The organism is Pseudomonas anguilliseptica (genome assembly GCF_021375795.1).
GTDB lineage: Bacteria > Pseudomonadota > Gammaproteobacteria > Pseudomonadales > Pseudomonadaceae > Aquipseudomonas > Aquipseudomonas anguilliseptica_A.
In genome coordinates this window covers 350,997-374,921 of record NZ_JAEIOI010000001.1, presented here as the reverse complement: position 1 = coordinate 374,921, position 23,925 = coordinate 350,997, and the positions used below count along the sequence as shown (strand labels likewise).

26 protein-coding genes are annotated in these 23,925 nt (G+C 62.4%); 15 read left to right on the top strand and 11 right to left on the bottom strand.

The genetic code is table 11. The features are described 5' to 3' along the window. Nucleotides 1-15: 15 nt before the first annotated feature. Nucleotides 16-1,050 carry a type IV pilus twitching motility protein PilT gene (locus tag IOD17_RS01755; protein WP_233683396.1) on the bottom strand — a complete coding sequence of 345 codons (1,035 nt, stop codon included), beginning with the start codon at nt 1,048-1,050 and terminating at the stop codon, nt 16-18. A gap of 63 nt (nt 1,051-1,113) precedes the next feature. Between IOD17_RS01755 and IOD17_RS01750 the strand changes: the two genes are divergently transcribed. The 11 genes from IOD17_RS01750 (at nt 1,114) to IOD17_RS01700 (ending at nt 10,206) form a co-directional block, all read left to right on the top strand. Then, entirely contained in the window at nt 1,114-1,800 is a 687-nt protein-coding gene (locus IOD17_RS01750; protein ID WP_233683395.1) for a YggS family pyridoxal phosphate-dependent enzyme, read from the top strand. A 36-nt stretch (nt 1,801-1,836) separates the two neighbouring features. Continuing rightward, nucleotides 1,837-2,655, top strand: a complete 819-nt coding sequence (gene proC / locus IOD17_RS01745; RefSeq protein ID WP_233683394.1) for a pyrroline-5-carboxylate reductase — start codon at nt 1,837-1,839, stop codon at nt 2,653-2,655. 9 nt (nt 2,656-2,664) lie between these two features. Further along, complete coding sequence (locus IOD17_RS01740; RefSeq protein ID WP_233683393.1) at nt 2,665-3,255, top strand: YggT family protein; 591 nt, start codon at nt 2,665-2,667, stop codon at nt 3,253-3,255. A 13-nt stretch (nt 3,256-3,268) separates the two neighbouring features. Further along, on the top strand, nt 3,269-3,565 hold the full coding sequence (locus IOD17_RS01735; protein ID WP_233683392.1) for a DUF167 domain-containing protein: 297 nt from the start codon (nt 3,269-3,271) through the stop codon (nt 3,563-3,565). A 236-nt stretch (nt 3,566-3,801) separates the two neighbouring features. After that, nucleotides 3,802-5,784: a dynamin-like GTPase family protein gene (locus IOD17_RS01730; protein ID WP_233683391.1), complete on the top strand. Its 1,983-nt coding sequence runs from the start codon at nt 3,802-3,804 to the stop codon at nt 5,782-5,784. Nucleotides 5,785-5,879: 95 nt separating this feature from the next. Beyond that, entirely contained in the window at nt 5,880-7,019 is a 1,140-nt protein-coding gene (gene metX / locus IOD17_RS01725; RefSeq protein ID WP_233683390.1) for a homoserine O-succinyltransferase MetX, read from the top strand. A gap of 3 nt (nt 7,020-7,022) precedes the next feature. After that, nucleotides 7,023-7,643, top strand: coding sequence for a methionine biosynthesis protein MetW (gene metW / locus IOD17_RS01720; RefSeq protein ID WP_233683389.1), 621 nt, complete (start codon nt 7,023-7,025; stop codon nt 7,641-7,643). A 39-nt stretch (nt 7,644-7,682) separates the two neighbouring features. Further along, complete coding sequence (locus tag IOD17_RS01715; RefSeq protein WP_233683388.1) at nt 7,683-8,102, top strand: DUF4426 domain-containing protein; 420 nt, start codon at nt 7,683-7,685, stop codon at nt 8,100-8,102. Then, nucleotides 8,099-8,695: an RdgB/HAM1 family non-canonical purine NTP pyrophosphatase gene (gene rdgB, locus IOD17_RS01710; RefSeq protein WP_233683387.1), complete on the top strand. Its 597-nt coding sequence runs from the start codon at nt 8,099-8,101 to the stop codon at nt 8,693-8,695. The genes IOD17_RS01715 and rdgB overlap by 4 nt, the downstream gene beginning before the upstream one ends. Then, on the top strand, nt 8,692-9,852 hold the full coding sequence (hemW, locus tag IOD17_RS01705) for a radical SAM family heme chaperone HemW (RefSeq protein WP_233683386.1): 1,161 nt from the start codon (nt 8,692-8,694) through the stop codon (nt 9,850-9,852). The genes rdgB and hemW overlap by 4 nt, the downstream gene beginning before the upstream one ends. Nucleotides 9,853-9,882: 30 nt before the next feature. After that, nucleotides 9,883-10,206, top strand: a complete 324-nt coding sequence (locus IOD17_RS01700) for a DUF3392 domain-containing protein (RefSeq protein ID WP_233683385.1) — start codon at nt 9,883-9,885, stop codon at nt 10,204-10,206. Between the two features lie 8 nt (nt 10,207-10,214). On the opposite strand, the gene IOD17_RS01695 is transcribed toward IOD17_RS01700, so the two are convergent. The 6 genes from IOD17_RS01695 to IOD17_RS01670 all read right to left on the bottom strand — a co-directional run bounded on the left by IOD17_RS01695 (nt 10,215) and on the right by IOD17_RS01670 (nt 15,269). Further along, nucleotides 10,215-11,297, bottom strand: a complete 1,083-nt coding sequence (locus IOD17_RS01695) for an NAD(P)-dependent alcohol dehydrogenase (protein ID WP_233684492.1) — start codon at nt 11,295-11,297, stop codon at nt 10,215-10,217. 175 nt (nt 11,298-11,472) lie between these two features. Beyond that, nucleotides 11,473-12,816 (bottom strand): DUF1329 domain-containing protein, encoded by a 1,344-nt coding sequence (locus IOD17_RS01690; RefSeq protein WP_233683384.1) that lies wholly within the window; start codon nt 12,814-12,816, stop codon nt 11,473-11,475. A 182-nt stretch (nt 12,817-12,998) separates the two neighbouring features. After that, a complete protein-coding gene (trmB, locus tag IOD17_RS01685) occupies nt 12,999-13,718 on the bottom strand; it encodes a tRNA (guanosine(46)-N7)-methyltransferase TrmB (protein ID WP_233683383.1) in 720 nt (239 codons plus the stop codon). Nucleotides 13,719-13,727: 9 nt separating this feature from the next. Then, complete coding sequence (locus IOD17_RS01680) at nt 13,728-14,522, bottom strand: thiazole synthase (RefSeq protein ID WP_233683382.1); 795 nt, start codon at nt 14,520-14,522, stop codon at nt 13,728-13,730. 57 nt (nt 14,523-14,579) lie between these two features. Continuing rightward, a complete protein-coding gene (gene thiS / locus IOD17_RS01675) occupies nt 14,580-14,780 on the bottom strand; it encodes a sulfur carrier protein ThiS (protein ID WP_233683381.1) in 201 nt (66 codons plus the stop codon). Between the two features lie 102 nt (nt 14,781-14,882). Next, complete coding sequence (locus IOD17_RS01670; protein WP_233683380.1) at nt 14,883-15,269, bottom strand: DUF423 domain-containing protein; 387 nt, start codon at nt 15,267-15,269, stop codon at nt 14,883-14,885. A gap of 67 nt (nt 15,270-15,336) precedes the next feature. Here IOD17_RS01670 and mtgA point away from each other — a divergent pair, with 67 nt between their 5' ends. Next, nucleotides 15,337-16,068 (top strand): monofunctional biosynthetic peptidoglycan transglycosylase, encoded by a 732-nt coding sequence (mtgA, locus tag IOD17_RS01665; RefSeq protein WP_233683379.1) that lies wholly within the window; start codon nt 15,337-15,339, stop codon nt 16,066-16,068. A 61-nt stretch (nt 16,069-16,129) separates the two neighbouring features. On the opposite strand, the gene rpoH is transcribed toward mtgA, so the two are convergent. The 4 genes from rpoH to ftsY all read right to left on the bottom strand — a co-directional run bounded on the left by rpoH (nt 16,130) and on the right by ftsY (nt 20,232). Next, nucleotides 16,130-16,984 (bottom strand): RNA polymerase sigma factor RpoH, encoded by an 855-nt coding sequence (gene rpoH / locus IOD17_RS01660; protein ID WP_233683378.1) that lies wholly within the window; start codon nt 16,982-16,984, stop codon nt 16,130-16,132. Nucleotides 16,985-17,097: 113 nt separating this feature from the next. Further along, the gene (gene ftsX, locus IOD17_RS01655) at nt 17,098-18,117 is read right to left on the bottom strand and encodes a permease-like cell division protein FtsX (RefSeq protein WP_233683377.1); all 1,020 of its coding nucleotides are present in this window, start codon (nt 18,115-18,117) and stop codon (nt 17,098-17,100) included. Further along, entirely contained in the window at nt 18,114-18,785 is a 672-nt protein-coding gene (gene ftsE / locus IOD17_RS01650; protein WP_233683376.1) for a cell division ATP-binding protein FtsE, read from the bottom strand. Before ftsE ends, ftsX begins: the two co-directional genes overlap by 4 nt. A 1-nt stretch (nt 18,786) precedes the next feature. Beyond that, a complete protein-coding gene (gene ftsY, locus IOD17_RS01645) occupies nt 18,787-20,232 on the bottom strand; it encodes a signal recognition particle-docking protein FtsY (RefSeq protein WP_233683375.1) in 1,446 nt (481 codons plus the stop codon). 203 nt (nt 20,233-20,435) lie between these two features. Here ftsY and IOD17_RS01640 point away from each other — a divergent pair, with 203 nt between their 5' ends. Genes IOD17_RS01640 through rsmD form a run of 3 tightly spaced genes read left to right on the top strand, consistent with a single transcriptional unit; the run spans nt 20,436 to nt 23,873 of the window. Continuing rightward, nucleotides 20,436-21,791 (top strand): M16 family metallopeptidase, encoded by a 1,356-nt coding sequence (locus IOD17_RS01640; RefSeq protein ID WP_233683374.1) that lies wholly within the window; start codon nt 20,436-20,438, stop codon nt 21,789-21,791. After that, nucleotides 21,784-23,265 carry a M16 family metallopeptidase gene (locus tag IOD17_RS01635; RefSeq protein WP_233683373.1) on the top strand — a complete coding sequence of 494 codons (1,482 nt, stop codon included), beginning with the start codon at nt 21,784-21,786 and terminating at the stop codon, nt 23,263-23,265. Before IOD17_RS01640 ends, IOD17_RS01635 begins: the two co-directional genes overlap by 8 nt. After that, on the top strand, nt 23,265-23,873 hold the full coding sequence (gene rsmD / locus IOD17_RS01630; protein WP_233683372.1) for a 16S rRNA (guanine(966)-N(2))-methyltransferase RsmD: 609 nt from the start codon (nt 23,265-23,267) through the stop codon (nt 23,871-23,873). The genes IOD17_RS01635 and rsmD overlap by 1 nt, the downstream gene beginning before the upstream one ends. Nucleotides 23,874-23,925 lie beyond the last annotated feature (52 nt).

Here is a 23,925-nt window from a genome sequence, read left to right as displayed (position 1 = left end):
CTAGGTGCTGTCGGTCTAGAAATTTTCCGGGGTTTTGGCTTTTTCCCGCGCAGCTTCGCGCGTGACGATACCTTTGGAGACTAGGGTTTTCAGGCAGGAGTCGAGGGTTTGCATGCCCAGCGAGCCGCCGGTCTGGATCGCCGAATACATCTGCGCCACCTTGTCCTCACGGATCAGGTTACGGATGGCCGGGGTGCCGATCATGATTTCGTGGGCGGCCACACGACCGCCGCCGATCTTCTTCAGCAGGGTCTGCGAAATCACCGATTGCAGCGATTCGGAGAGCATGGAGCGTACCATGGATTTCTCCTCCGCCGGGAACACGTCGACCACACGGTCGATGGTCTTGGCCGCCGAGGTGGTGTGCAGGGTGCCGAACACCAGGTGACCGGTTTCTGCAGCGGTCAGCGCCAGGCGAATGGTTTCCAAGTCACGCATCTCACCGACCAGAATGATGTCCGGGTCTTCCCGCAGTGCCGAGCGCAGGGCTTCGGTGAAGCCCAGGGTGTCACGGTGCACTTCACGCTGGTTGACCAGGCACTTCTTCGATTCGTGAACGAATTCGATCGGGTCTTCGACAGTGAGGATGTGGTGATACTTGTTGCTGTTGATGTAGTCGAGCATCGCCGCCAGGGTGGTCGACTTGCCCGAACCGGTCGGCCCGGTTACCAGCACCAGGCCGCGCGGCACATCGGAAATCTTGCGGAAGATCTCGCCCATGCCGAGGTCTTCCATGCTCAGCACTTTCGACGGAATGGTCCGGAATACCGCGCCAGAACCGCGGTTCTGGTTAAAGGCGTTTACCCGGAAACGCGCCACGCCGGGCACTTCAAAGGAGAAGTCGGTCTCGAGGAACTCCTCGAAATCCTTGCGCTGCTTGTCGTTCATGATGTCGTAGATCAGTGCGTGCACCTGTTTATGGTCCAGCGCAGGCAAATTGATCCGGCGAACATCACCGTCGACCCGAATCATCGGAGGCAGGCCAGCGGAGAGATGCAGGTCCGATGCACCTTGCTTGGCGCTGAAGGCCAGCAATTCAGTGATATCCATGGGACTCCCTAATGACAGACAAGCAGGTAGAATGCCGCGAAACCCAGGCGGCGGGCGCAAGTAATGTCCACGATAGCAGAGAATATTGCAAAGGTCGGAGTGCGCATCCGTGAGGCGGCGCAAGCCTCGCAGCGAGATTGTGCAGCGGTTGGCCTGCTCGCAGTGAGCAAAACCAAACCCGCCGCCGCGATCCGCGAAGCCTTTGCCGCTGGCGTGCAGGATTTCGGCGAAAACTACCTGCAGGAAGCTCTGGAAAAGCAGGCCGAGTTGAGCGACCTGGCGCTGACCTGGCACTTTATCGGCCCGATCCAATCGAACAAAACCAAGCCCATCGCCGAGCACTTCGCCTGGGTGCATTCGGTGGATCGCCTGAAAATCGCCCAGCGCCTGTCTGATCAGCGTCCGGCGCACCTGCCGGCGTTGAACATCTGCCTGCAGGTGAATGTCAGCGGTGAAGCCAGCAAATCCGGCTGCAACCCGGACGAGCTGCCGGAACTGGCACAAGCGGTTACACAACTGCCCAACCTGCGCCTACGCGGATTGATGACAATTCCCGAGCCCACCGATGACCCCAGCGAGCAATGTGCCGCTTTCGCCCGCCTGCGTGAGCTGCAGCAGAGCCTGAACCTGGACCTCGACACCTTGTCGATGGGCATGAGCCATGACCTGGAAGCGGCGATTGCCGAAGGCGCGACCTGGGTGCGCATCGGTACGGCGTTATTCGGCGCGCGTGATTACAGCAAGACCTAATTGAGTTTGCCTTCAGCCTTATTAAGGAAGCCCGTTATGACCACTCCCCGCATTGCCTTTATCGGTGCCGGCAATATGGCCGCCAGCCTGATCGGCGGCCTGCGCGCCCAGGGCATAGACGCCAGCGCGATTCGCGCCAGTGACCGCGGCGCCGAACAGCGCAGCAAGATCAGCACCGAGTACGGCATCGCCACCTTCGAAGCCAATGCCGAAGCGATCCAGGGCGCGGATGTGATCGTACTGTCGGTCAAACCGCAGGTGATGAAGGACGTCTGCCTGGATCTCGCCGCACATATCGGCGAACAGCAGCTGGTGGTGTCGATTGCCGCCGGCATCAGCTGCGCCAGCCTGGAAAGCTGGCTCGGCCCGCGCGCCATTGTGCGCTGCATGCCCAATACGCCAGCACTGCTGCGTCAGGGCGTCAGTGGCCTGTATGGCAATGCCCAGGTATCGCCAACCCAACGCCAGCAGGCCGAGCAACTGCTCAGCGCCGTCGGCCTGGCGCTGTGGCTGGATCAGGAAGCACAGATCGATGCCGTCACCGCCGTCTCCGGCAGCGGCCCGGCCTATTTCTTCCTGCTGATTGAAGCCATGACCGCCGCCGGCGAGAAGCTCGGCCTGCCACGCGACACCGCCGCCCAACTGACCCTGCACACCGCGCTGGGCGCCGCACGCATGGCCGTGGCCAGTGATGTCGAGGCCAGCGAACTACGCCGCCGCGTCACCTCGCCGGCCGGCACCACCGAAGCAGCGATCAAGACCTTCCAGGCCAACGGCTTCGAGGCCCTGGTCGAAAAAGCCCTCACCGCCGCCGCCCAGCGTTCCGCCGAGCTGGCCGAACAACTGGGTCAATAAGGAGCGACCATGACCGGACTCGATAGCGCCGCCGTTTATATCCTGCAAACCATCGGCAGCCTGTACCTGCTGATTGTGCTGCTGCGTTTTATCCTGCAACTGGTACGGGCGGATTTCTACAACCCGCTCAGCCAGTTCATCGTGCGCGCCACCCACCCGTTGCTGAAACCGCTGCGCAAGGTGATTCCGAGCATCGCCGGGCTTGATCTGGCCTCGCTGGTGCTGGCCATCGTGGTGCAGCTGGTACTGATGGCGCTAACCCTGATGCTGCTCGGCTATGGCGTGGACAACCCGCTGCAACTGCTGGTCTGGTCGATCATTGGCGTCACCGCGCTGTTCCTCAAGGTGTTCTTCTTTGCCCTGATCATCAGCGTGATCCTCTCCTGGGTCGCCCAAGGCAGTCATAACCCGACGGCTATGTTGATCAACCAGATCTGCGAGCCGCTGCTCGCGCCAATTCGCCGCATCCTGCCGAGCATGGGCGGGCTGGATCTGTCGCCGATCGTGGCCTTTCTGATTCTCAACCTGATCGACATGCTGGTGATCCGCAACCTGGCGGTGATGACCGGCATGTACAAAGGCCTGAGCCTGGCGTTCTGATCACGAACGCCGGATGAGCCACTTTCGCTGGGACGGCGCCGACCTGATCCTCGAATGCCACCTGCAGCCCAAAGCGAGCCGTGATGAGTTCGCCGGGCTGCACGGTGATCGGCTGAAAATCCGTCTCACGGCCCCTCCTGTGGACGGCAAGGCCAACGCCCACCTGCTGGCCTTTCTGGCCAGCGTGTTTGCTGTCAGCAAAAGCCAGGTCAGCCTGAAGAGCGGCCAGCAGAGCCGGCAAAAACGCGTGCGCATCAAAAAACCACAACGCCTGCCCAGCGAACTCGCACTGACCGCTCAGTCACTCTGACCGACCATAAGGCGGGCGTGCGACGACATGCAATTGACGCCATAGCTGCGACCCGCATAATGCCAAACAGGTCAATCCACGAACTTCGCGGATCTGGCGTAATTCCACAGGCTTTAAAGCGTGATCTGCCGCACCTGCTTGCTGTGTGACAGCGTTCAATCTGTGCCCGACTTAACCTGGGTGCCGCAAGCCCCAGTCGCCCCACACTGAATGCGCCAACCGGAGGAAAGCCCAGGATGAGCATGGAACGTCTCAGTCAGCAGGTCGATGCCTACGTCGCCTGGAAGCGCGAGCTGATGCGCGAGATCACCCGCTATCGCAGCTGGCTGGTGAACAATCGGCTGAACTCCGAGGCCGTGGAAGTCAAACTTGAGCGCGCGTTGAAACTGCTGCGCACCGACCACATCACCCTGGCCTTTGTCGGCGAGTTCTCGCGCGGCAAAACCGAGCTGATCAACAGCCTGTTCTTCTCTTCTTACGGCCAGCGCATGCTGCCGTCCCAGGCCGGGCGCACCACCATGTGCCCCACCGAGCTGTTCTTCGACCCACGCTCGGAACGCTCTTATATCCGCCTGCTGCCCATCGAAACCCGCGTCGCCGAAGCCAGCGTCGCGCAGTTCAAGCGCATTCCACGGCACTGGGTAAATATCCCGCTGGACCTCAGCGACCCGGACAACATGGTGCAGGCCTTCAACCAGGTGGCGCGGACCAAGCCGATGCCGGTGGAACAGGCAATTGCCCTGGGCTTTCACCCGGACATGCTGGAAAGCACCAGCAAACCCGGCGAAGTGCTGGTACCGGCCTGGCGTCACGCTATGGTCAACTTCGATCATCCGCTGCTGCGCCAGGGCCTGCGCATCCTCGACACCCCCGGCCTGAACGCCCTCGGCAGCGAACCGGAACTGACCCTGTCGATGCTGCCGAGCGCTCAGGCGATCATCTTCCTGCTGTCCGCTGATACCGGCGTAACCGCCAGCGACATGGCCGTGTGGCAGCAACATATCCGCCAGCTCGACGAAGACACCCAGACCAGCCTGTTCGCCGTGCTGAACAAGATCGACGTGCTCTGGGATGACCTGGCCGGCGAAGCCTTTGTGCAGAACGCAATCCGCCAGATCCAGACCAGCACCGCGCGCCAACTCGGCATCCGCGTTGAGGACGTGTTGCCGCTGTCGGCCAAGCAGGCGATGCTGGCCAAGGTGCGCAAGGACACCGAACTGCTGGCCCGCAGCCAGATGAACAACCTGGAAAGCCTGCTCTGCGAGCGAATCATCGCGCAGAAGGAACGTCTGCTTGAAGACCGCGTGGTCAATCAGGTGCTGAGGCTGCTGCAGAACAGCCAGCACGTGCTCAACCTGCGCCTGGAAAAGGTCAACGAACAACAGGCGTTGCTGAGCAACCACCAGCACGACAACGGCCAGATGCTGTTCGAGCTGACCGCCAAAACCAAGGAAGATCACAGCCAGCACCACAAACGCCTGCTCGGCCTGAAAACCAACCAGCGCCTGCTCAAGCGCCAGGGCGATCTGCTGCGCCATGCGGCCCGCCATGAGCGCCTGGACGAACACCTGAACAAGGTGCGCAAAAACCTCACCGGCAGCTGGACCACCCTGGGTATCAACCACGCCATCCTGCATTTCTTCCGCAGCGTGGAGCAGGACCTGCACAACCTGGCCCAGGAAGCCGACATGGCCAACAAGATGGTCGCGGCCATCTACCGTCGACACAACGAAGAAAACCCGCTGCACGGCGTCGACGCCCCGCAGTTCAACGTCAACCGCTACCTGCGCGAACTCAAGCAGCAGCAGGCCAAGGCCGACCAGTTTCGCTTGCAACTGAAAACCCTGCTGACCGAACAGCGCAGCCTGACCAGACGCTTCTTCGCCACCCTGGTGCAGGAAGTGATCGGCCTGCACCAGCGCATGCGCCAGGAAGCCGAACAATGGGCCAGCGATGCGCTGATGCCGCTGATGCAGCACACCCTAGAGCACAAGCAGTTGCTGGAAACCCACATGCTGCGGCTTAAAGCCCTGGCCCAGGAAACCCAGCAGGCGCGCCAGCGCGGTCAACAACTGGCCCGCTACAGTGGCGAACTGGAGCAGCAACTGGCGCAGGCTAACGACATGCTGCGCATCCTGCGCCGCCCTGCCCCGGTGCAGCGTCAGGGCAAGGTGGTCAATCTGCCAGGGGCTGCGCGCCCGCATAGCATCGGCGAATAGCCTCCCTCATCAGCACTACCCAGCCGCCCCATGCGCTTGCCGCCTGGGGCGGTGCTCTTTAGACTGCGGCTCTTCCTTTACTGCGAGCAGGGTTGATGTCGACTGCCTTTCCTCAAGACTCTGTTGGCCTGGTTACGCCCCAAGTGATGCACTTCGCCGAGCCGTTGGCGCTCGCCTGTGGACGCAGCCTGGCCGACTACCAACTGATCTTCGAAACCTACGGTCAGCTGAATGCCACGGCAAGCAACGCCGTGCTGATCTGCCACGCCCTCTCCGGCCACCACCACGCTGCCGGTTATCACAGTGCAGAAGACCGTAAACCGGGCTGGTGGGACAGCTGCATCGGCCCTGGCAAACCCATCGACACCAACAAGTTCTTTGTAGTCAGCCTGAACAACCTCGGCGGCTGCAACGGTTCCACCGGCCCCAGCAGCATCAATCCGGCCACCGGCAAACCCTTCGGCGCCGACTTCCCGGTAATGACCGTGGAAGACTGGGTGCACAGCCAGGCGCGACTGGCCGATAACCTCGGCATCAGCCAGTGGGCCGCGGTGATCGGCGGCAGCCTCGGTGGCATGCAGGCCATGCAATGGACCATCAGCTACCCCGAACGCGTGCGCCACTGCCTGGCGATTGCCTCGGCACCCAAGCTCTCGGCGCAGAACATCGCCTTCAACGAAGTGGCGCGCCAGGCGATCCTCACCGACCCGCAATTCCATGGCGGGCACTTCCAGGAACAGGGCGTGATCCCCAAACGCGGGCTGATGCTGGCGCGCATGGTCGGGCACATCACCTACCTGTCGGACGACGCCATGGGCGAAAAATTCGGCCGTGGCCTGAAGAGCGAAAAGCTCAACTACGACTTCCACAGTGTCGAATTCCAGGTGGAAAGCTACCTGCGCTACCAGGGTGAAGAGTTCTCCGGACGCTTCGACGCCAACACCTACCTGCTGATGACCAAGGCACTGGACTACTTCGATCCGGCGGCCGCGTTTGACGGCGACCTAGCCAAGACCCTGGCACTGGCCACGGCAGATTTCTGCGTGATGTCCTTTACCACCGACTGGCGTTTCTCGCCGGCACGTTCGCGGGAAATCGTCGATGCGCTGACCGCCGCGCGGAAAAACGTCTGCTACCTGGAAATCGATGCGCCCCAGGGCCACGACGCCTTCCTCATGCCGATTCCGCGTTATCTGCAGGCATTCGACAGCTATATGAAACGGATCAAGGTGTAAGTCATGCGCGCGGACCTCGAAATCATCCAAGAGTGGATTCCCGCAGGCAGCCGTGTCCTCGACCTGGGCTGTGGCAATGGCGAGTTGCTCGCCTGGCTAGCCGAACACAAGCAGGTGTCCGGCTACGGCCTGGAAATCGATGCAGACAACATCGCCCAGTGCGTGAGCAAGGGCGTCAACGTGATCGAGCAGAACCTCGACAAGGGGCTGGGCAACTTCGCCAGCAACAGCTTCGACGTGGTGGTCATGACCCAGTCGCTGCAAGCCCTGCATTACCCGGACAAGGTGCTGGCGGAAATGCTGCGGGTCGGCAAGACCTGCATCATCACCTTCCCCAACTTCGGCCATTGGCAGTGCCGCTGGTACCTCACCACCAAGGGCCGCATGCCGGTGTCGGATTTCCTCCCATACACCTGGTTCAACACGCCGAACATCCACTTCTGCACCTTCGAGGACTTCGAAAACCTCTGCCACGATCAAGGTGCGAAAGTCATGGACCGTTTGGCCGTGGACCGCGACCACCGGCACGGTTGGGCCAGCCGCATCTGGCCTAATCTGTTAGGTGAAATCGGCATTTACCGGATCAGCGGGCCCACCGCCAAAGACGTGCAGATCGCCAACTAGACGATCTGCCTCGCAAGACTTGCTACCTGGAGAACCCTTATGCGTCGCATCGCGCTACTGTTGATCGCCCTGTGCCTGAGCCTGCCCGCGCTGGCTGAACGCAAGCAGACCTTCGGCGACCTCGACGTGCATTACATCGCCTTCAATTCCAGCTTTCTGCAGCCGGACATCGCCGCCGCCAACAGCCTGGTGCGCAGTAAGACCCAGGGTGTGGTGAACATCTCCGTGCTCAAGGCCGGCAAAGCCAGCAGCGCCAGCGTCAGTGGCGAAGTGAAGGACCTGGTCGGCCGCAGCCAACCACTGACCTTCAAGCAGGTCAATGAAGGTGACGCCATCTATTACCTGGCGCAATTCAACTTCACCCAGCGCGAGATGCTGCGCTTCACCATCAACGTGCGTGCCGCCGATGGCGTGGCACACAGCTTCGACTTCAACCAGGAATTCTTCCCAGACGAATGATGCATTTCAACGAGCTTGTACTCGCCAGCCATAACGCCGGCAAACTCAAGGAGCTGCAAGCCATGCTCGGCAGCAGCGTACGTGTGCGCTCAGTCGGCGAGTTCTCGATGGTCGAGCCGGAAGAAACCGGCCTGTCGTTTATCGAGAACGCCATCCTCAAAGCGCGCAACGCTGCACGTCTGTCGGGCCTGCCAGCGCTGGCCGACGACTCCGGCCTAGCCGTGGACTTTCTCGGCGGTGCGCCGGGCATCTATTCGGCGCGCTACGCCGATGGCCAGGGTGACGCGGCGAACAACGCCAAGCTGCTCGAAGCGCTGAAAGAGGTGCCGGACGCCGAACGCGGCGCGCAGTTCGTCTGCTGCCTGGCGCTGGTGCGGCATGCCGATGATCCGCTGCCGATCATCTGCGAAGGTCTCTGGCACGGACGCATCCTGCACGCCGCACAGGGCGTCGAAGGCTTCGGCTATGACCCGCTGTTCTGGGTGCCCGAGCGCGAGTGCTCCAGCGCCGAGCTGCCGGCTGCCGAGAAAAACCAGATCAGCCACCGCGCCCGCGCCATGGCCCTGCTGAAACAGCGGCTGGGCCTGGCATGACCACCGCATCCGGCGGCGGCTTCGCGCTGCCGCCACTTGCACTCTATGTGCACATTCCCTGGTGCGTGAAGAAGTGCCCGTATTGCGACTTCAACTCCCACACCGCCGGGCCCAACCTGCCGGAAGAAGAATACGTCGACGCCCTGCTGGCCGATCTGGATGATGATCTGGCGCAGGTATACAACCGCCCGCTGAGTTCGATCTTCTTTGGCGGCGGCACCCCCAGCCTGTTTTCCGCCAAGGCCCTCGGCCGCCTGCTTGAGGGCGTGGAGCGGCGCATACCGTTTGCCGCCGATATCGAAATTACCCTGGAAGCCAACCCCGGCACCTTCGAGCAGGCCAAGTTCAAGGACTACCGCCGCCTGGGCATCAATCGCCTGTCGATTGGCGTGCAGAGTTTCCAGGCGCCCAAACTGATCGCCCTGGGTCGCATCCACGACGGCGATGAAGCGGTGCACGCCGCCGATATGGCCCGTGCTGCCGGCTTCGACAACTTCAACCTGGATCTGATGCACGGCCTGCCAGAGCAGTCCATCGAGGATGCTCTGAGCGATCTGCGCACCGCCATTGCCCAGGGGCCGACACACCTGTCCTGGTATCAGCTGACGGTGGAGCCAAACACGGTGTTCTGGAACCAACCACCCGAGGTGCCGGAAGACGATATTCTCTGGGACATTCAGGAAGCCGGGCAGGCCCTGCTGGCCGCTGAAGGTTACGCGCAGTACGAAGTGTCGGCCTACGCCCAGGCTGGCAAAGCGGCGCGGCACAACCTCAATTACTGGAGCTTCGGCGACTTTCTTGGCATCGGTGCCGGTGCTCACGCCAAACTCAGCCAGCCGGACGGGCGCATCAGCCGCAGCTGGAAAACCCGCCTCCCCAAGGACTACCTCGACGCCAGCAAGCGCTTCAGCGCCGGCGAGCGCGTCCTTAGCGCAGATGAACTGCCCTTTGAATTTCTGATGAATGTGCTGCGCCTCACGGACGGCGTCGCCAGCGAATTGTTCACTCAGCGCACCGGCCTGCCGCTCAGCCAGCTTGCGGCCGCGCGCATCGAAGCGCAAAAACGCGGCCTGCTGCACAGCGATCCGACATGCTTGTGCGCCACCCGCGAAGGCCAGCTGTTTCTCAACGACCTGCTGCAGTATTTTCTACCCTGACGTACACGCCGCTACGGCTAAGGACACCGGATGGACCTGCTACTCGACCTGATCGTCACCCTGTCGCGCTGGAGCCGCAGCCACCTCTACGATATTTCCCTGGCGATCATGGCCACCCTGCTGGTGCTATTCGGCCCTGGCATCAACGCCTGGGTACAACGCAATACCGCCAGCATGAACTTCATCTTCCGCACACTGATATTCGTGCTGCTCTGCGCGGTGGGCTACGGCCTGCTGATCGTCTTCGCCACGCCGTATCTGGCCAAGGGCCTGGGCTTTTTCAACAATTTCACCCTGGCCCCGGTGCTGATCCTGGTGTTCTTTATCATCGGCATCCTCGCCGACCGCAGCTAAATCAGCACTCAAGTAAACGGTTTGATCGCCACCTTGAGTACGCCATCGCGCTGATGTGCGAAGAGGTCATAGGCGGCGACGATCTCATCCAGCACATACTGATGCGTCACCAGCGCGCCGAAATCGACGCGCCCGGAGGCCACCACATTGATCAGCCGGCGCATGCGTTCCTTGCCGCCCGGGCACAGTGAGGTGACGATCTTGTGGTCCCCCAAACCGGCATGGAACGCCGCCAGCGGGATCACCAGATCCGTGGAGTACACGCCCAGGCTGGACAACGTGCCGCCGGGCTTGAGCACACGCAATGCGCTTTCGAAGGTGGATTGCAGGCCCAGTGCTTCGATGGCCGCATCCACGCCACGGCCCCCGGTCAGGCGCAAAATTTCCTCGACCACGTCGACCTGATTGAAATTGAGGGCGATGTCCGCGCCCATCTGCCTGGCAATCTGCAAACGCTGTTCGACGCCATCGACCACGATGATGCAGCTGGCGCCGCGCAGCTTGGCCCCCGCCGTGGCACACAGGCCAATCGGCCCCTGGGCGAACACCGCCACCACATCACCAATCTTGATTTTCGCGGCTTCCGCGCCGGCAAAGCCGGTGGACATGATGTCCGGGCACATCAGCACCTGCTCGTCTGTCAGGCCATCCGGCACCGGAGCCAGGTTGCCCTGAGCGTCTGGCACCAGCACGTATTCGGCCTGGGTGCCGTCGATGCTGTTGCCGAAGCGCCAGCCGCCCATGGGCTTGTAACCATGGCAGCTACAACCGCCATCCTGAGCGGAATAGCCGTCCTGGCTGGCGTAGGAGCTGAAGCTGGGGCAGATGGCCCCGGCAATCACCCGCTGCCCCTCCTGATAGCCCCGCACGTTGCTGCCCAGTTTCTCGATGATACCGACCGGCTCATGGCCGATGGTCAGCCCTTTGGCCACCGGGTACTCACCCTTGAGGATGTGCACATCGGTGCCGCAGATGGTCGTGGTGGTGATCCGTACCAGCGCATCATTGAGCCCAACGGACGGAATGGGCTTGTCCACCAGTTCGATGCGTCCAGGCTCGATAAACACCGCTGCTTTCATCATGCTCATGATCAGGCTCCTAGTGTGGATCAGCACAGAGAACCTGACTGTAGTCGCTTGCTTCCCCGGCACCTTGTCCTGCATCAATGCCCGGCATCGTCAGAGCAATGCTGCAAAGCCGCAGCCCAGTGATCGCCAGGCATAAAAAAACCGCCTGCAAGAGGCGGTTTTTCAGGGTTACCGAGGCTCAGTTACCTTCGCGGCGCAGCGCCTGCGGGGTGAAATCGCGCGGCGTCAGCTTGGCGTTGAAGTTGTACATCGGCTCGTTGTTATCCAGGCCGTCGACAAAGTAACGCTTGCCCTTGAAGTCGTAGATGGTCTCCAGGGTGCTGCCGAACATCGGTACGTCGTAGTAGCTGATCGGGTGGCTTTCCTGCACACCGCTCAGCTCGCCGCTCTTGTCATAGAGGTCGGCGGCGAGAATCTGCCAGCTGTCCTCGTCGATGTAGAAGCGACGCTTGGCATACGGGTGACTGAAACCCTTGCGCAATTCGGCATCGACCACCCAGACACGGTGCAGCTCATACCGCAGCAGTTCCGGGTTGACGGTGTTACTGCGCAGGATGTTGTCGTAAGGGATGCCCTTCTGGTGCACGGCGTAGCTGTTGTAAGGCACCAGCATTTCCTGCTTGCCCACCAGGGTCCACTCGTAACGGTCCGGTGCACCGTTATAGGAGTCGACTACGTCAGCGGTGGCCATGCCGTTGGTGTCCGGCTGCAGGGTGTCGTAGGCCAGCATCGGCAGACGACGTACGCGGCGCTCGCCACGGTTGAAACGCCAGGCCTTGCGGATCGCCAGTACCTGGTCGAGGGTTTCCTGCACCACCAGCGCCGAGCCGGCGAGCTTGGCCGGCGCAACCACCTTGTACTTGTAGTAGAACAGGGTGTTGTCCAGATCCTGCGGGCTGACACCTTCACGGCCGTAGAGGAAGTAGATGTCACGTTCCAGTTTGAGCAGGTTATAGGCACCGTTGCTCAGTACTGCGGCCTGGTTGGTGACGAAGCTGATCTGGTCGCCACGGTAACGCATGATGTGGTTCCAGATGGCTTCCTGGCCGGTCTGCGGCAACGGGAAAGGAATCCCGGCCGCTACACCGGCCACGCCGTTACCACCGGAAATCAGCTCGGCGTTCAGCGCATTGAAGCGTGTGGCGTCATAGATCCGCTGCGGCGCGACCGCACTGCGACGGGTCGGGAATACGCGCAGGGCGTAGTCCGGGTTCTTTTCCAGCAGTGCCTTGAGGCCGGCCGGCAGCTGCGCCTGGTACTGCGCCAGGTTCTGGCTGTTGACCTGGTACAGGGGCACATCAGCGCTGTAAGGGTCCGGGTGGTGCATGCCAGGTTGGTAGTTGGCCGGCGGCTGCGCCAGGCCACCGTCCCAGGCGGGGATGGTGCCGGCGGCGTTACCCGCGCGCTCACCGCCCAGCGGCGTCAGGTCCTGGCCCAGGCGTGCAGCCTGAGCACTGTCGACTTTGGCCTGCGCCTGTAGCGCGCAGGTTGCCAGCAGCAGAATTGAAAGCGTTCTCAACACAGCGATCTCCTCGCAACCTGGCCAGAGGCAGGGCTGCTGTTCTTATGACCCGACTGTGGTAGCCGGGTAAATATGCCGTCTTGGTGAGGAGCCATCCTGGCGGGCGTCGGATTAGTCCGATCTAGTGCAGTCATCCCTGGGCTTATGGTCTTGCTGCGCCGTTACCTCAGCGCGTGGATCAATCAGTCAATGCGCTGGAACTTCAAATCCCATACGCCATGCCCCAACCGCTCGCCACGACGCTCGAACTTGGTAGTCGGGCGTTCTGTCGGGCGTGGCACATACTGACCATCGGCGGCCAGGTTCTGATAGCCGGGTGCCGCGTTCATCACTTCCAGCATGTATTCAGCATAGGGCTGCCAGTCGGTGGCCATGTGCAGCACACCGCCGACCTTGAGCTTCTGCCGCACCAGCTCGGCAAACGCTGGTTGCACGATACGCCGCTTGTTGTGCTTGGCCTTATGCCAGGGGTCTGGGAAGAATAGCAGCAGCCGATCCAGACTGGCGTCGGCCACGCAGTTACGCAGCACGTCCATCGCATCGCAGCTGTAGACGCGCATATTGCTTAGGTTCTGCGTCATCAGGCCGTTGAGCAGCGCGCCAACACCCGGACGGTGCACTTCCACGCCGATAAAGTCCTGCTCGGGCGAGGCGGCGGCCATTTCCAGGGTGGAATGGCCCATGCCGAAGCCAATCTCGAAGGTACGCGGTGCACTGCGACCGAACACCTGGTCGAAATCGCGCAGGCCATCCTCCAGTTGCAGACCGAACTTCGGCCAGCCCTGATCGAGGCCACGTTGCTGGCCTTCGGTCATACGCCCGGCGCGCATCACGAAACTCTTGATCGCGCGATGCTTGGAGGTGTCTTCAGCCGACTCGGGCTGTTGTGGCAAATCAGTCATGCTGTGCTCTTACTTGATCAGGCCATCCAGCGGCGACGAAGCGCTGGCATAAAGTTTTCTCGGCATGCGTCCGGCCAGGTAGGCCATGCGCCCGGCGATGATCGCGTGCTTCATCGCCTCGCCCATCAGGATCGGGTTCTGCGCATGGGCAATCGCGCTGTTCATCAACACCGCCTCGCAGCCCAGTTCCATGGCAATCGTGGCATCGGACGCGGTGCCGACACCGGCATCGACCAATACCGGAACGCTAGCCTCTTCGAGGATGATGCGCAGGTTGTACGGATTGCAGATGCCCAGCCCGGTGCCGATCAGCCCGGCCAACGGCATCACCGCGATGCAGCCCATGGCCGCCAGTTCACGGGCGATGATCGGGTCATCGCTGGTGTACACCATCACGTCGAAGCCGTCCTTGACCAGCACTTCGGCAGCCTTGAGGGTTTCGATCACGTTGGGGAACAGGGTTTTCTGGTCGGCCAATACTTCCAGCTTGACCAGCTTGTGGCCGTCGAGCAGCTCGCGAGCCAGACGGCAGGTACGCACCGCCTCAACGGCGTCGTAGCAACCGGCGGTGTTCGGCAGGATGGTGTATTTGTCCGGCGAGATCACATCCAGCAGGTTCGGCTCGCCCGGGTTCTGCCCGATATTGGTGCGGCGCACCGCCACGGTGACGATTTCGGCACCCGAGGCCTCAATGGCCAGGCGGGTTTCCTCGAGGTCCTTGTACTTGCCGGTACCGACCAGCAGGCGCGACTGATAGGTACGGCCGGCCAGGGTAAAGGGCTTGTCGCTGGGCGCATGGCTCATGGGTAATCCTCGTGAAGGTGGGCGGCTGTCTGAACGCGATAAACCGATGAGCGGGGGTCAACCACCGCCAATGGCATGGACCACTTCAACCTGGTCACCCTCGCGCAAGGCGGTGGTGGCGTGCTGGCTGCGCGGCACGATATCCAGATTGAGCTCAACCGCCACGCGCCGTCCGGCCAGATCCAGACGCTCGATCAACCCGGCGACGGTTTCCCCGTCGGGCAATTCGAATGCTTCACCGTTTAACTGAATACGCATGACGGGTTGGTCACAACTGGGAAAAGGGCCGGCATTCTAGCCTGATCATGGGCGCTGACCAAGGCTAAAGGCTGCCGCTCGTCCTGCTTTCTGACTTATGGGTCAGGCGTTACTGCGCGCACCCAGCTTCCAGGCCGCCAGACCCAGACACAGCCAGCCGGCGAGAAATGCCACACCACCGAAGGGCGTGACCATGCCCAACGCACTGATACCGCTCAAGGTCAGTGCATACAGGCTGCCGGAAAACAGCGCGATACCCAGGGTAAACAGCGCGCCGGCGCAATTGACCAGCGGCGCGGGCCGCAGGATGGCTAACAAGCCAACCCCGAACAGCGCCAAGGCGTGAACCAGCTGGTAATGGGTACCGGTTTGAAACACCGCGAGATAGGCCGGTGTCAGCTGGCTCTTCAGTCCATGGGCGGCAAAGGCACCGAGGGCAACACCAGTAAAACCGGCGCAGGCAGACAGCAATAACCACAGACGAGCCATGCATCACTCCAGCTATATAAATAGGGCTGGCTATAATGGCCGGCAAACTCATCCCGGCCAAGCACGCATGTTTCGATCCCTCCTCCGTCGCCTGCTCAAACTCCTGCTCTGGCTGATCGTCGGCTCGGTTCTGCTGGTGTTGTTACTGCGCTGGGTACCGCCACCCGGCACCGCGCTGATGGTCGAGCGCAAGATCGAGTCCTGGGGCGACGGCAACCCCATCGACCTGCAACGCAGTTGGCGTCCCTGGGCGGAGCTGCCAGACGACCTGAAGATGGCAGTGATTGCCGCTGAGGATCAGAAGTTCGCCGAGCACTGGGGCTTCGACGTCACAGCCATCCAGGCCGCTCTGCAGCACAACCAGCAAGGTGGCTCGCTGCGCGGCGCCAGTACCCTTAGCCAGCAAGTGGCGAAGAACCTGTTTCTCTGGTCCGGCCGCAGTTGGCTGCGCAAGGGTATCGAAGTGTGGTTTACCGGCCTGATTGAACTGCTCTGGCCCAAACAGCGGATTCTTGAGGTGTACCTCAACAGCGTCGAATGGGGTGATGGTGTGTTCGGCGCCGAGGCAGCGGCGCGCCATCATTTCCAGCGCGGCGCGCCGTACATGAGCCGCCAACAGGCCAGCTTGCTGGCGGCCGTGCTACCCAACCCACGCGAGTGGAGCGCCAGCCGCCCAAGTGCACACATCAGTCGCCGAGCCAGCTGGATTCGCCAGCAGATGTGGCAACTGGGCGGCAGTCATTACCTCAATCGCCTGCAACCCAAGCGGCCCGAGTGGTGGCCAAGCTGGCTGCCATAATTCTTCAGGCATAAAAAAGCCGCACCTGAGTGCGGCTTTTTTGTGACATGCTGCCTGCTGATTACGCGGCGATCGAACCCTTTAGCTTGTTCATCGCGTTCTTTTCCAGCTGCCGGATGCGCTCGGCCGAGACGTTGTACTTGGCGGCCAGGTCATGCAGCGTGGCTTTCTCTTCAGCCAGCCAGCGCTGGTAGAGAATGTCGCGGCTGCGCTCATCCAGGCCTTCCAGTGCTTCGTGCAGATTGGCGGTGGAGCTGTCGCTCCAGTCGGAATCTTCCAGTTGACGCGCCGGGTCGTAGCGGTGATCTTCCAGGTAATGCGCTGGCGACTGGAAGGCACTTTCGTCGTCCGCCTCGGCAGCCGGATCGAAGGCCATGTCGTGGCCAGTCAAACGGCTTTCCATCTCGCGCACTTCACGCGGCTCAACACCCAGGCTTTCCGCCACGGCATGCACTTCATCGTTGTTCAGCCAGGCCAGACGCTTCTTCTGGCTGCGCAGGTTGAAGAACAGCTTGCGCTGCGCCTTGGTGGTGGCGACTTTGACGATGCGCCAGTTTTTCAGGATGAACTCGTGGATTTCGGCGCGAATCCAGTGCACGGCGAACGACACCAGGCGCACGCCCATTTCCGGGTTGAAACGCTTGACCGCCTTCATCAGGCCGACGTTGCCTTCCTGAATCAGGTCAGCCTGGGCCAAACCGTAACCGGAGTAGCTGCGGGCGATATGCACAACGAAACGCAGGTGAGCCAGCACCATCTGCCGGGCGGCTTCGAGGTCCTGCTTGTAATAGAGATTTTCAGCCAGTTCACGCTCCTGCTCGGGGGTCAACAGCGGGATGCCGTTTACCGCATGCACGTATGCCTCCAGGTTGGCACCCGGAACCAGAGCATGAACAGGTTGCAAAGAAGTGGACATTTGAATCCTCCGACTTACGAGATCGTGGAGCAGTCTAGCACTGCCCCATGGGACTTTATACCGCGGTACAAGTTCCCTTACACATAGTCAATATCAATCAAAACAATAACTTACTACCTAGGGGCCAGCTCACTCAAGTGCCTTGCCACGGCCAGCCAGGCGCCAATATAGCCCAACAGCACCGCGCCGAGCAGTAGCGACAGACCATCGGCCATCGGCACGCCATCCAGGGCGAAGTCGCTGCCGTACAAACCGGCCAGACGCACCACGGCGTCGTTTAGCCAGTCCAGGCCAAAGGCCAGCAACAGCCAGGCGAACACGCCTGCGCCAATCCCATACAGCGCGCCCATATAAAGGAAAGGACGACGCACATAGCTGTCGGTGCCGCCAACCAGCTTGATCACCTCGATTTCGGTACGGCGGTTCTCGATATGCAGACGAATGGTGTTACCGATCACCAGCAGCAGCGCCATTACCAACAGCAGGGTCAGGCCGAAAACAAAGCGCTCACCCAGTTTGAGCATGGCGCTCAGGCGCTCGACCCAAAGCAGATCCAGCTGCGCCTGCTGCACCCGTGGCAACTCGGCCAGGCGCAGACGCAGGGCTTCCAGGGCGATCTTGTCGACCTGCTGCGGCGTGACCACGATCACCCCAGGCAGCGGGTTATCCGGCAGTTCCTTGAGCGCTTCACCCAGCCCCGACTGCTGCTGAAACTCGGCCAGCGCCTGTTCGCGGCTGATCCATTCGGCTTCTTCAACGTCGTCCATCGCGGCGATCTGCTCACGCAGCGCCTGGCCCTGGGCTTCGCTGGCGTCGATCTGCAAGTACAGGGAAATCTGTGCCGCACGCTGCCAGGACACACCCAGGCGCTCGACGTTATCTAGCAACAAGGCCAGGCCCATGGGCAGGCTCAGGGCCACAGCCATCACCAGACAGGTAAAGAAGCTGCCGATCGGCTGTTTGCCCAGACGGCGCAGACTGTCGACCAGGCTGGCGCGGTGGTTTTCCAGCCAGGCATGTAGCTGATGGGTAAAGCTTGGGCCGTCATCGCCCGGGGTTGGCGCCTCGGATTTCTTCGGCGCCGCACCGACGCGTTGCGCCGGCTGCGGAGGCGGCATGCGTGTGGCACTCATACAGAAGCCTCCCCATCACCAATCAGTCGGCCGCGTTGCAGGGTCAGCATGCGGTGACGCATGCGCGCGATCAGGGCCAGGTCGTGGCTGGCGATCAGCACGGTGGTGCCCAGGCGGTTGATGTCTTCGAACACGCCCATGATCTCGGCGGCCAGACGCGGGTCGAGGTTACCGGTAGGTTCGTCCGCCAGCAGCAAGGCCGGGCGGTGCACTACAGCGCGGGCAATGCCGACGCGCTGCTGCTGACCGGTGGACAGGTCACCGGGGAACTGCTCGGCCTTGTCGGCCAGCGACACGCGCTCCAGGGCGGTACGCACACGGGTGCCGATCTCGTCCTTGGACAGGCCGAGAATCTGCAGCGGCAGCGCCACGTTGTCAAACACGCTGCGGTCGAACAGCAGCTGGTGGTTCTGGAACACCACGCCGATCTGCCGGCGCAGGAACGGGATCTGTGCATTGGTGATGTGCGACAGGTCCTGTCCGGCCAGCAGCAGCTTGCCGCTGCTCGGTCGCTCCATCGCCAGCAGCAGGCGCAATAGCGTGCTCTTGCCCGCCCCGGAATGACCGGTGACGAAGAGAAACTCGCCACGCCGGACGTGGAAGCTCAGTTCGTGCAGCCCGACGTGGCCGTTCGGGTAACGCTTACCGACCTGCTCGAATTTGATCATCCTATTTCTCCGCGAACAGGGCCTGGACGAAGGCATCGGCCTCAAAGGTGCGCAGGTCATCAATGCCTTCGCCCACCCCGATGTAACGGATCGGGAAAGCAAACTGCTTGGCCAGGGCAAAGATCACCCCGCCCTTGGCGGTGCCGTCCAGCTTGGTCAGGGCCAGACCGGTGAGGTTGATCGTCTGATTGAACTGCTTAGCCTGGCTGATGGCGTTCTGCCCGGTGCCGGCGTCCAGCACCAGCAGCACTTCGTGGGGTGCAGTGTCATCCAGTTTGCCGATCACCCGGCGGACTTTCTTCAGCTCTTCCATCAGGTTGTCTTTGGTGTGCAGACGCCCGGCGGTATCGGCGATCAGCACGTCCATGCCGCGGGCCTTGGCCGCCTGCACCGCATCGAAGATCACCGAAGCAGAGTCGGCACCGGTGTGCTGTGCGATCACCGAGATCTGGTTGCGCTCGCCCCACACCTGCAGCTGTTCCACGGCGGCGGCGCGGAAGGTGTCGCCGGCGGCAAGCATGACCTTCTTGCCGTCCTGCTGGAGTTTTTTCGCCAGCTTGCCGATGGTGGTGGTCTTGCCCGCGCCGTTTACGCCGACTACCAGAATCACATAAGGCTGTTTGCTGCTGTCGATTTTCAGCGGCTGCTCGACCGGCTTGAGCAGCGCGGTCAACTCGTCCTGCAGGGCCTTGTACAGCGCACCGCTGTCAGCCAGCTCCTTGCGCGCCACGCGCTTGGTCAGGTTGCCGATGATCGCGGTGGTGGCTTCGACGCCGACGTCGGCAGTCAGCAGGCGGGTTTCCAGGTCTTCGAGCAGGTCATCGTCGATGACTTTCTTGCCGAGAAACAGGCTGGCCATACCCTCGCCGAGGCTGGCGCTGGTTTTTGACAGCCCCTGCTTGAGCCGCTCAAGAAAGCCCGTGCGGTTTTCCTCAGCGCTCTTGGCCAGTGCAGCAGCAGGTTGCACGGCGGCTGGCTCGGCCACAGGTGGCGCGCTAACCGGCTCAACCACTACCGGCACCTCAATATGCGCATGCAGGACTTCGCTGCCGGCATTGATGCGGAACCGCGACGGCCGTGGCTGCGGGTTGGCTTCGCTGGCTTCAACCGGCGTAGGCACCGCGGCGGCAGCCTGTTCATCCGGAGCAACCGGAGCAACCGGAGCAACCGGAGCAGGCTGAGGCTCGGCAGCCACCTCGGCAACAACGACCGGTTCTACGGCGGGCGCAGCAACTTCGCTTGCCGGCGTAACGGGCGCAGCGGCGGGCTCGATGGCAGTGGCTACAACCGGCTGCTCGCCAACCGGCGCTGGTTGCGGCTCAGGGTTGGCCGACGCTTGCGGCTTTTTGCGCAGCCAGCCGAACAGATCTTTCTTCTCGGCTGGCTTCTCGGTGGATGCCGGCGCAGAGGGGGAGGTGGGCTTCTTGTCGTCGTTGGAACCAAACATGGAGACGGCTATCTCAAAGGTGCGACGCGCCGGCCACAGACTCTGAAGGCATTACTCACGCGGCATTAAAAGCTGAAGAGTGCACGCGGAAACAATCAGAAGCCTTAGCAGGCGTGGTCGCCAGTAAAACGGATGCGTATCCTAGCACCTCCGCGCCCGCCGACGCTAAGACCAAGCGGGCCCGTCCGACAGGTCGATAACCCATGCATATGATTGCCCAACGCACTGCCGCCCTGCTGCTCGGCGTACTCTGCACACCCTTGCTGGCCCTGGCCGCCGAGCCGCAGCCGACCCACGAATTCAGCCTGGACAACGGCCTCAAGGTCATCGTCCGTGAAGACCACCGTGCCCCGGTGGTGGTCAGCCAGCTCTGGTACAAGGTCGGCTCCAGCTATGAGACGCCCGGCCAGACCGGCCTGTCCCACGCCCTCGAACACATGATGTTCAAGGGCAGCCGCAAGCTCGGCCCTGGCGAAGCCTCACGCATCCTGCGCGAACTGGGCGCCGAGGAAAACGCCTTTACCAGCGACGATTACACCGCCTATTACCAAGTGCTGGCCCGCGACCGCCTGGCCATCGCCCTGGAGCTGGAAGCCGACCGCCTGGCCAGCCTCAAGCTGCCGGCCGATGAGTTCGCCAAAGAAATCGAAGTCATCAAGGAGGAGCGCCGCCTGCGCACCGACGATAAACCGTCGAGCCTGGCCTACGAGCGCTTCAAAGCCATGGCCTACCCCGCCAGCGGTTACCACACGCCGACCATCGGCTGGATGGCCGACCTCGAACGCATGACCGTCGAGGAACTGCGCGCCTGGTATGAAGCCTGGTACGCGCCGAACAACGCCACCCTGGTGGTGGTGGGTGACGTCAGCGTCGCCGAGGTTAAGATCCTTGCCGAGCGTTACTTCGGCGCCATCCCCAAGCGCAGCGTGCCGACCGCGAAAGCGCCGCGTGAGCTGGCCGCACCGGGCGAACGACGCATCACCCTGCACCTGAAAACCCAGCTGCCGAGCCTGATGATGGGCTTCAACGTGCCAGGTCTGGCCACCGCTGAACAGCCGCGTCAGGTGCATGCCCTGCGCTTGGCCGCCGCCCTGCTCGATGGCGGCTACAGCGCCCGCCTGCCAACCCGCCTGGAACGTGGCGAGGAACTGGTATCCGGCGCATCGGCCTGGTACGACGGTTTTTCCCGTGGCGACAGCCTGTTTATCCTGTCCGCTACGCCCAACGTGCAAACCGGCAAGACTCTGCAGCAGGTCGAAACCGGCCTGTGGCGCGAACTGGAAGACTTGAAAAATACCCCGCCAAGCGCCGAAGAACTGGCCCGCGTACGCGCACAAGTGATTGCCGGCCTGGTCTACGAACGTGACTCGATCACCAGCCAGGCCACCGCCATCGGCCAACTGGAAACCGTCGGTCTGTCGTGGCAGCTGATTGACCAGGAACTGGCTGAACTGGAGGCCGTCACCCCGGCCGATATCCAGCAAGCCGCCAGCACCTTCTTTACCCGCGACCGCCTGAGCGTCGCCCATGTTCTGCCTGAGGAGAAGCGCAATGAGTGAGCGCAATGGCCTGCGCTACGGCCTGCTCGGCCTGGCGCTACTGATATTGCTGGCGCTGCTGGCTCTGGTGATCAACCGGCCGAATGACCGCGCTACCCCGGCCCCGGCCGCAGAATCGACCCACATCGAATCCCTGGACGCCCTCGGCGATCAGCCGCCCAGCCGCCGTAATCTGGATATCCAGACCTGGCAAACCGCCGAAGGCGCCAAGGTGCTGTTCGTCGAAGCCCGCGAGCTGCCGATGTTCGACCTGCAACTGACCTTTGCCGCTGGCAGCAGCCATGACGACAGCACCGCCGGCCTGGCCATGCTGACCAACGCCATGCTCAACGAAGGCGTACCGGGCAAGGATGTCGGCGCAATCGCCGCCGGCTTCGAAAACCTCGGCGCCAACTTCGGCAACGGCGCGTTCCGCGACATGGCCATCGCCAGCCTGCGCAGCCTCAGCGCGGCGGACAAACGCGAACCGGCCATGCAGCTGTTCAATCAGGTGCTCGGCCAGCCGACCTTCCCGGACGACGCCCTAGCGCGGATCAAGAACCAGCTGCTGGCCGGCTTCGAATACCAGAAGCAGAACCCCGGCAAGCTGGCCAGCCTGGCGCTGTTCGAGCGTTTGTACGGTACGCACCCGTACGCCCACCCGAGCGACGGCACGGCGGAGTCGATACCGGCCATCACCCGTGAGCAATTGCAGGCCTTCCACGCCAAGGCCTACACCGCCAGCAATGCGATCATCGCACTGGTCGGCGACCTCTCGCGCAGCGACGCCGAAGCGCTGGCCAACCAGGTGTCCGCCGCCCTGCCAAAAGGCCCGGCACTGCCGCGTATCGCCCAGCCGGAAGAGCCCAAGCCAGGGCTGCAACACATCGAGTTCCCGTCCAACCAGACTCACCTGATGATCGCTCAGCTCGGCATCGACCGCCGCGACCCGGACTACGCCGCGCTCTACCTGGGTAATCAGGTATTCGGCGGCGGTGGCTTCGGCACCCGCCTGATGACCGAAGTGCGCGAGAAGCGCGGCCTGACCTATGGTGTCTACTCCGGTTTCAGCGCCATGCAGGCGCGCGGCCCCTTTATGATCAACCTGCAGACCCGCGCCGAACTCAGCGATGGCACCCTGCAACTGGTCAAAAGCATGCTCGCCGACTTTATCGCCCACGGCCCGACCACTGATGAGCTGAACAACGCCAAGCGCGAGCTGGCCGGCAGCTTCCCGCTGTCCACCGCGAGCAATGCGGCAATCGTCGGCCAGCTCGGCTCCATGGGCTTCTACGACCTGCCGCTGAGCTATCTGGAAGACTTTATGCGCGACGTGCAGGCGCTGAGCGTGGAGCAGGTCAAGGCCGCCATGGCCAAGCATCTGAACCCCGACGCGCTGGTTATCGTGACAGCCGGGCCGACAGTGGCGCAGAAAGAACTGCCCCCCCCCACCGATACCCCCGCCGAGCAACCTACAGGCGTCCCGGAGCACTGATGAGCAAACGACCCAAGCCGCCGAAAGCCGCTCCCGCCCATGGTGGTGATGGTCAACTGCGGATCATTGCCGGGCAGTGGCGCTCGCGTCAGTTCAACTTCCCCATGGCCGCCGGGCTGCGACCTACGCCAAACCGCGTACGCGAAACGCTGTTCAACTGGCTAGCGCCTTATGTCGAGGGCGCCAAGGTGCTCGACCTGTTTGCCGGCAGCGGCGCACTGTTTCTCGAAGCGCTGTCGCGCGGCGCCGGCAGCGCCCTGGCCCTGGATCTCAATCCAGCGGCCATCACCAGCCTGCGCGGCCACCTGCAAACGCTGAAGTGCGACAACGGCCAACTGCAGCAGACCGACGCCCTGCTCTTTCTGCAAAACCCAGCCGCCACGCCGTTCGATCTGGTGTTTCTCGACCCGCCGTTCAACCAGAACCTGCTGCTGCCGGCCTGTACCCTGCTGGAGCAGAACGGCTGGCTGGCGGCCGACGCCTGGATCTACACCGAAAGCGAAAATTCGCCGTCCAGCCTGGGCATGCCCGGCAACTGGCGCTTGCACCGCGAACAGAAGGCCGGCCAGGTGTATTACGCGCTGTGGCAGCGCACGGCCGTAGCCTGATGGGAGCCTTGGGCTTCACGCGGTGAAGCCCAACCTCGGTCAGGTTCTGTTA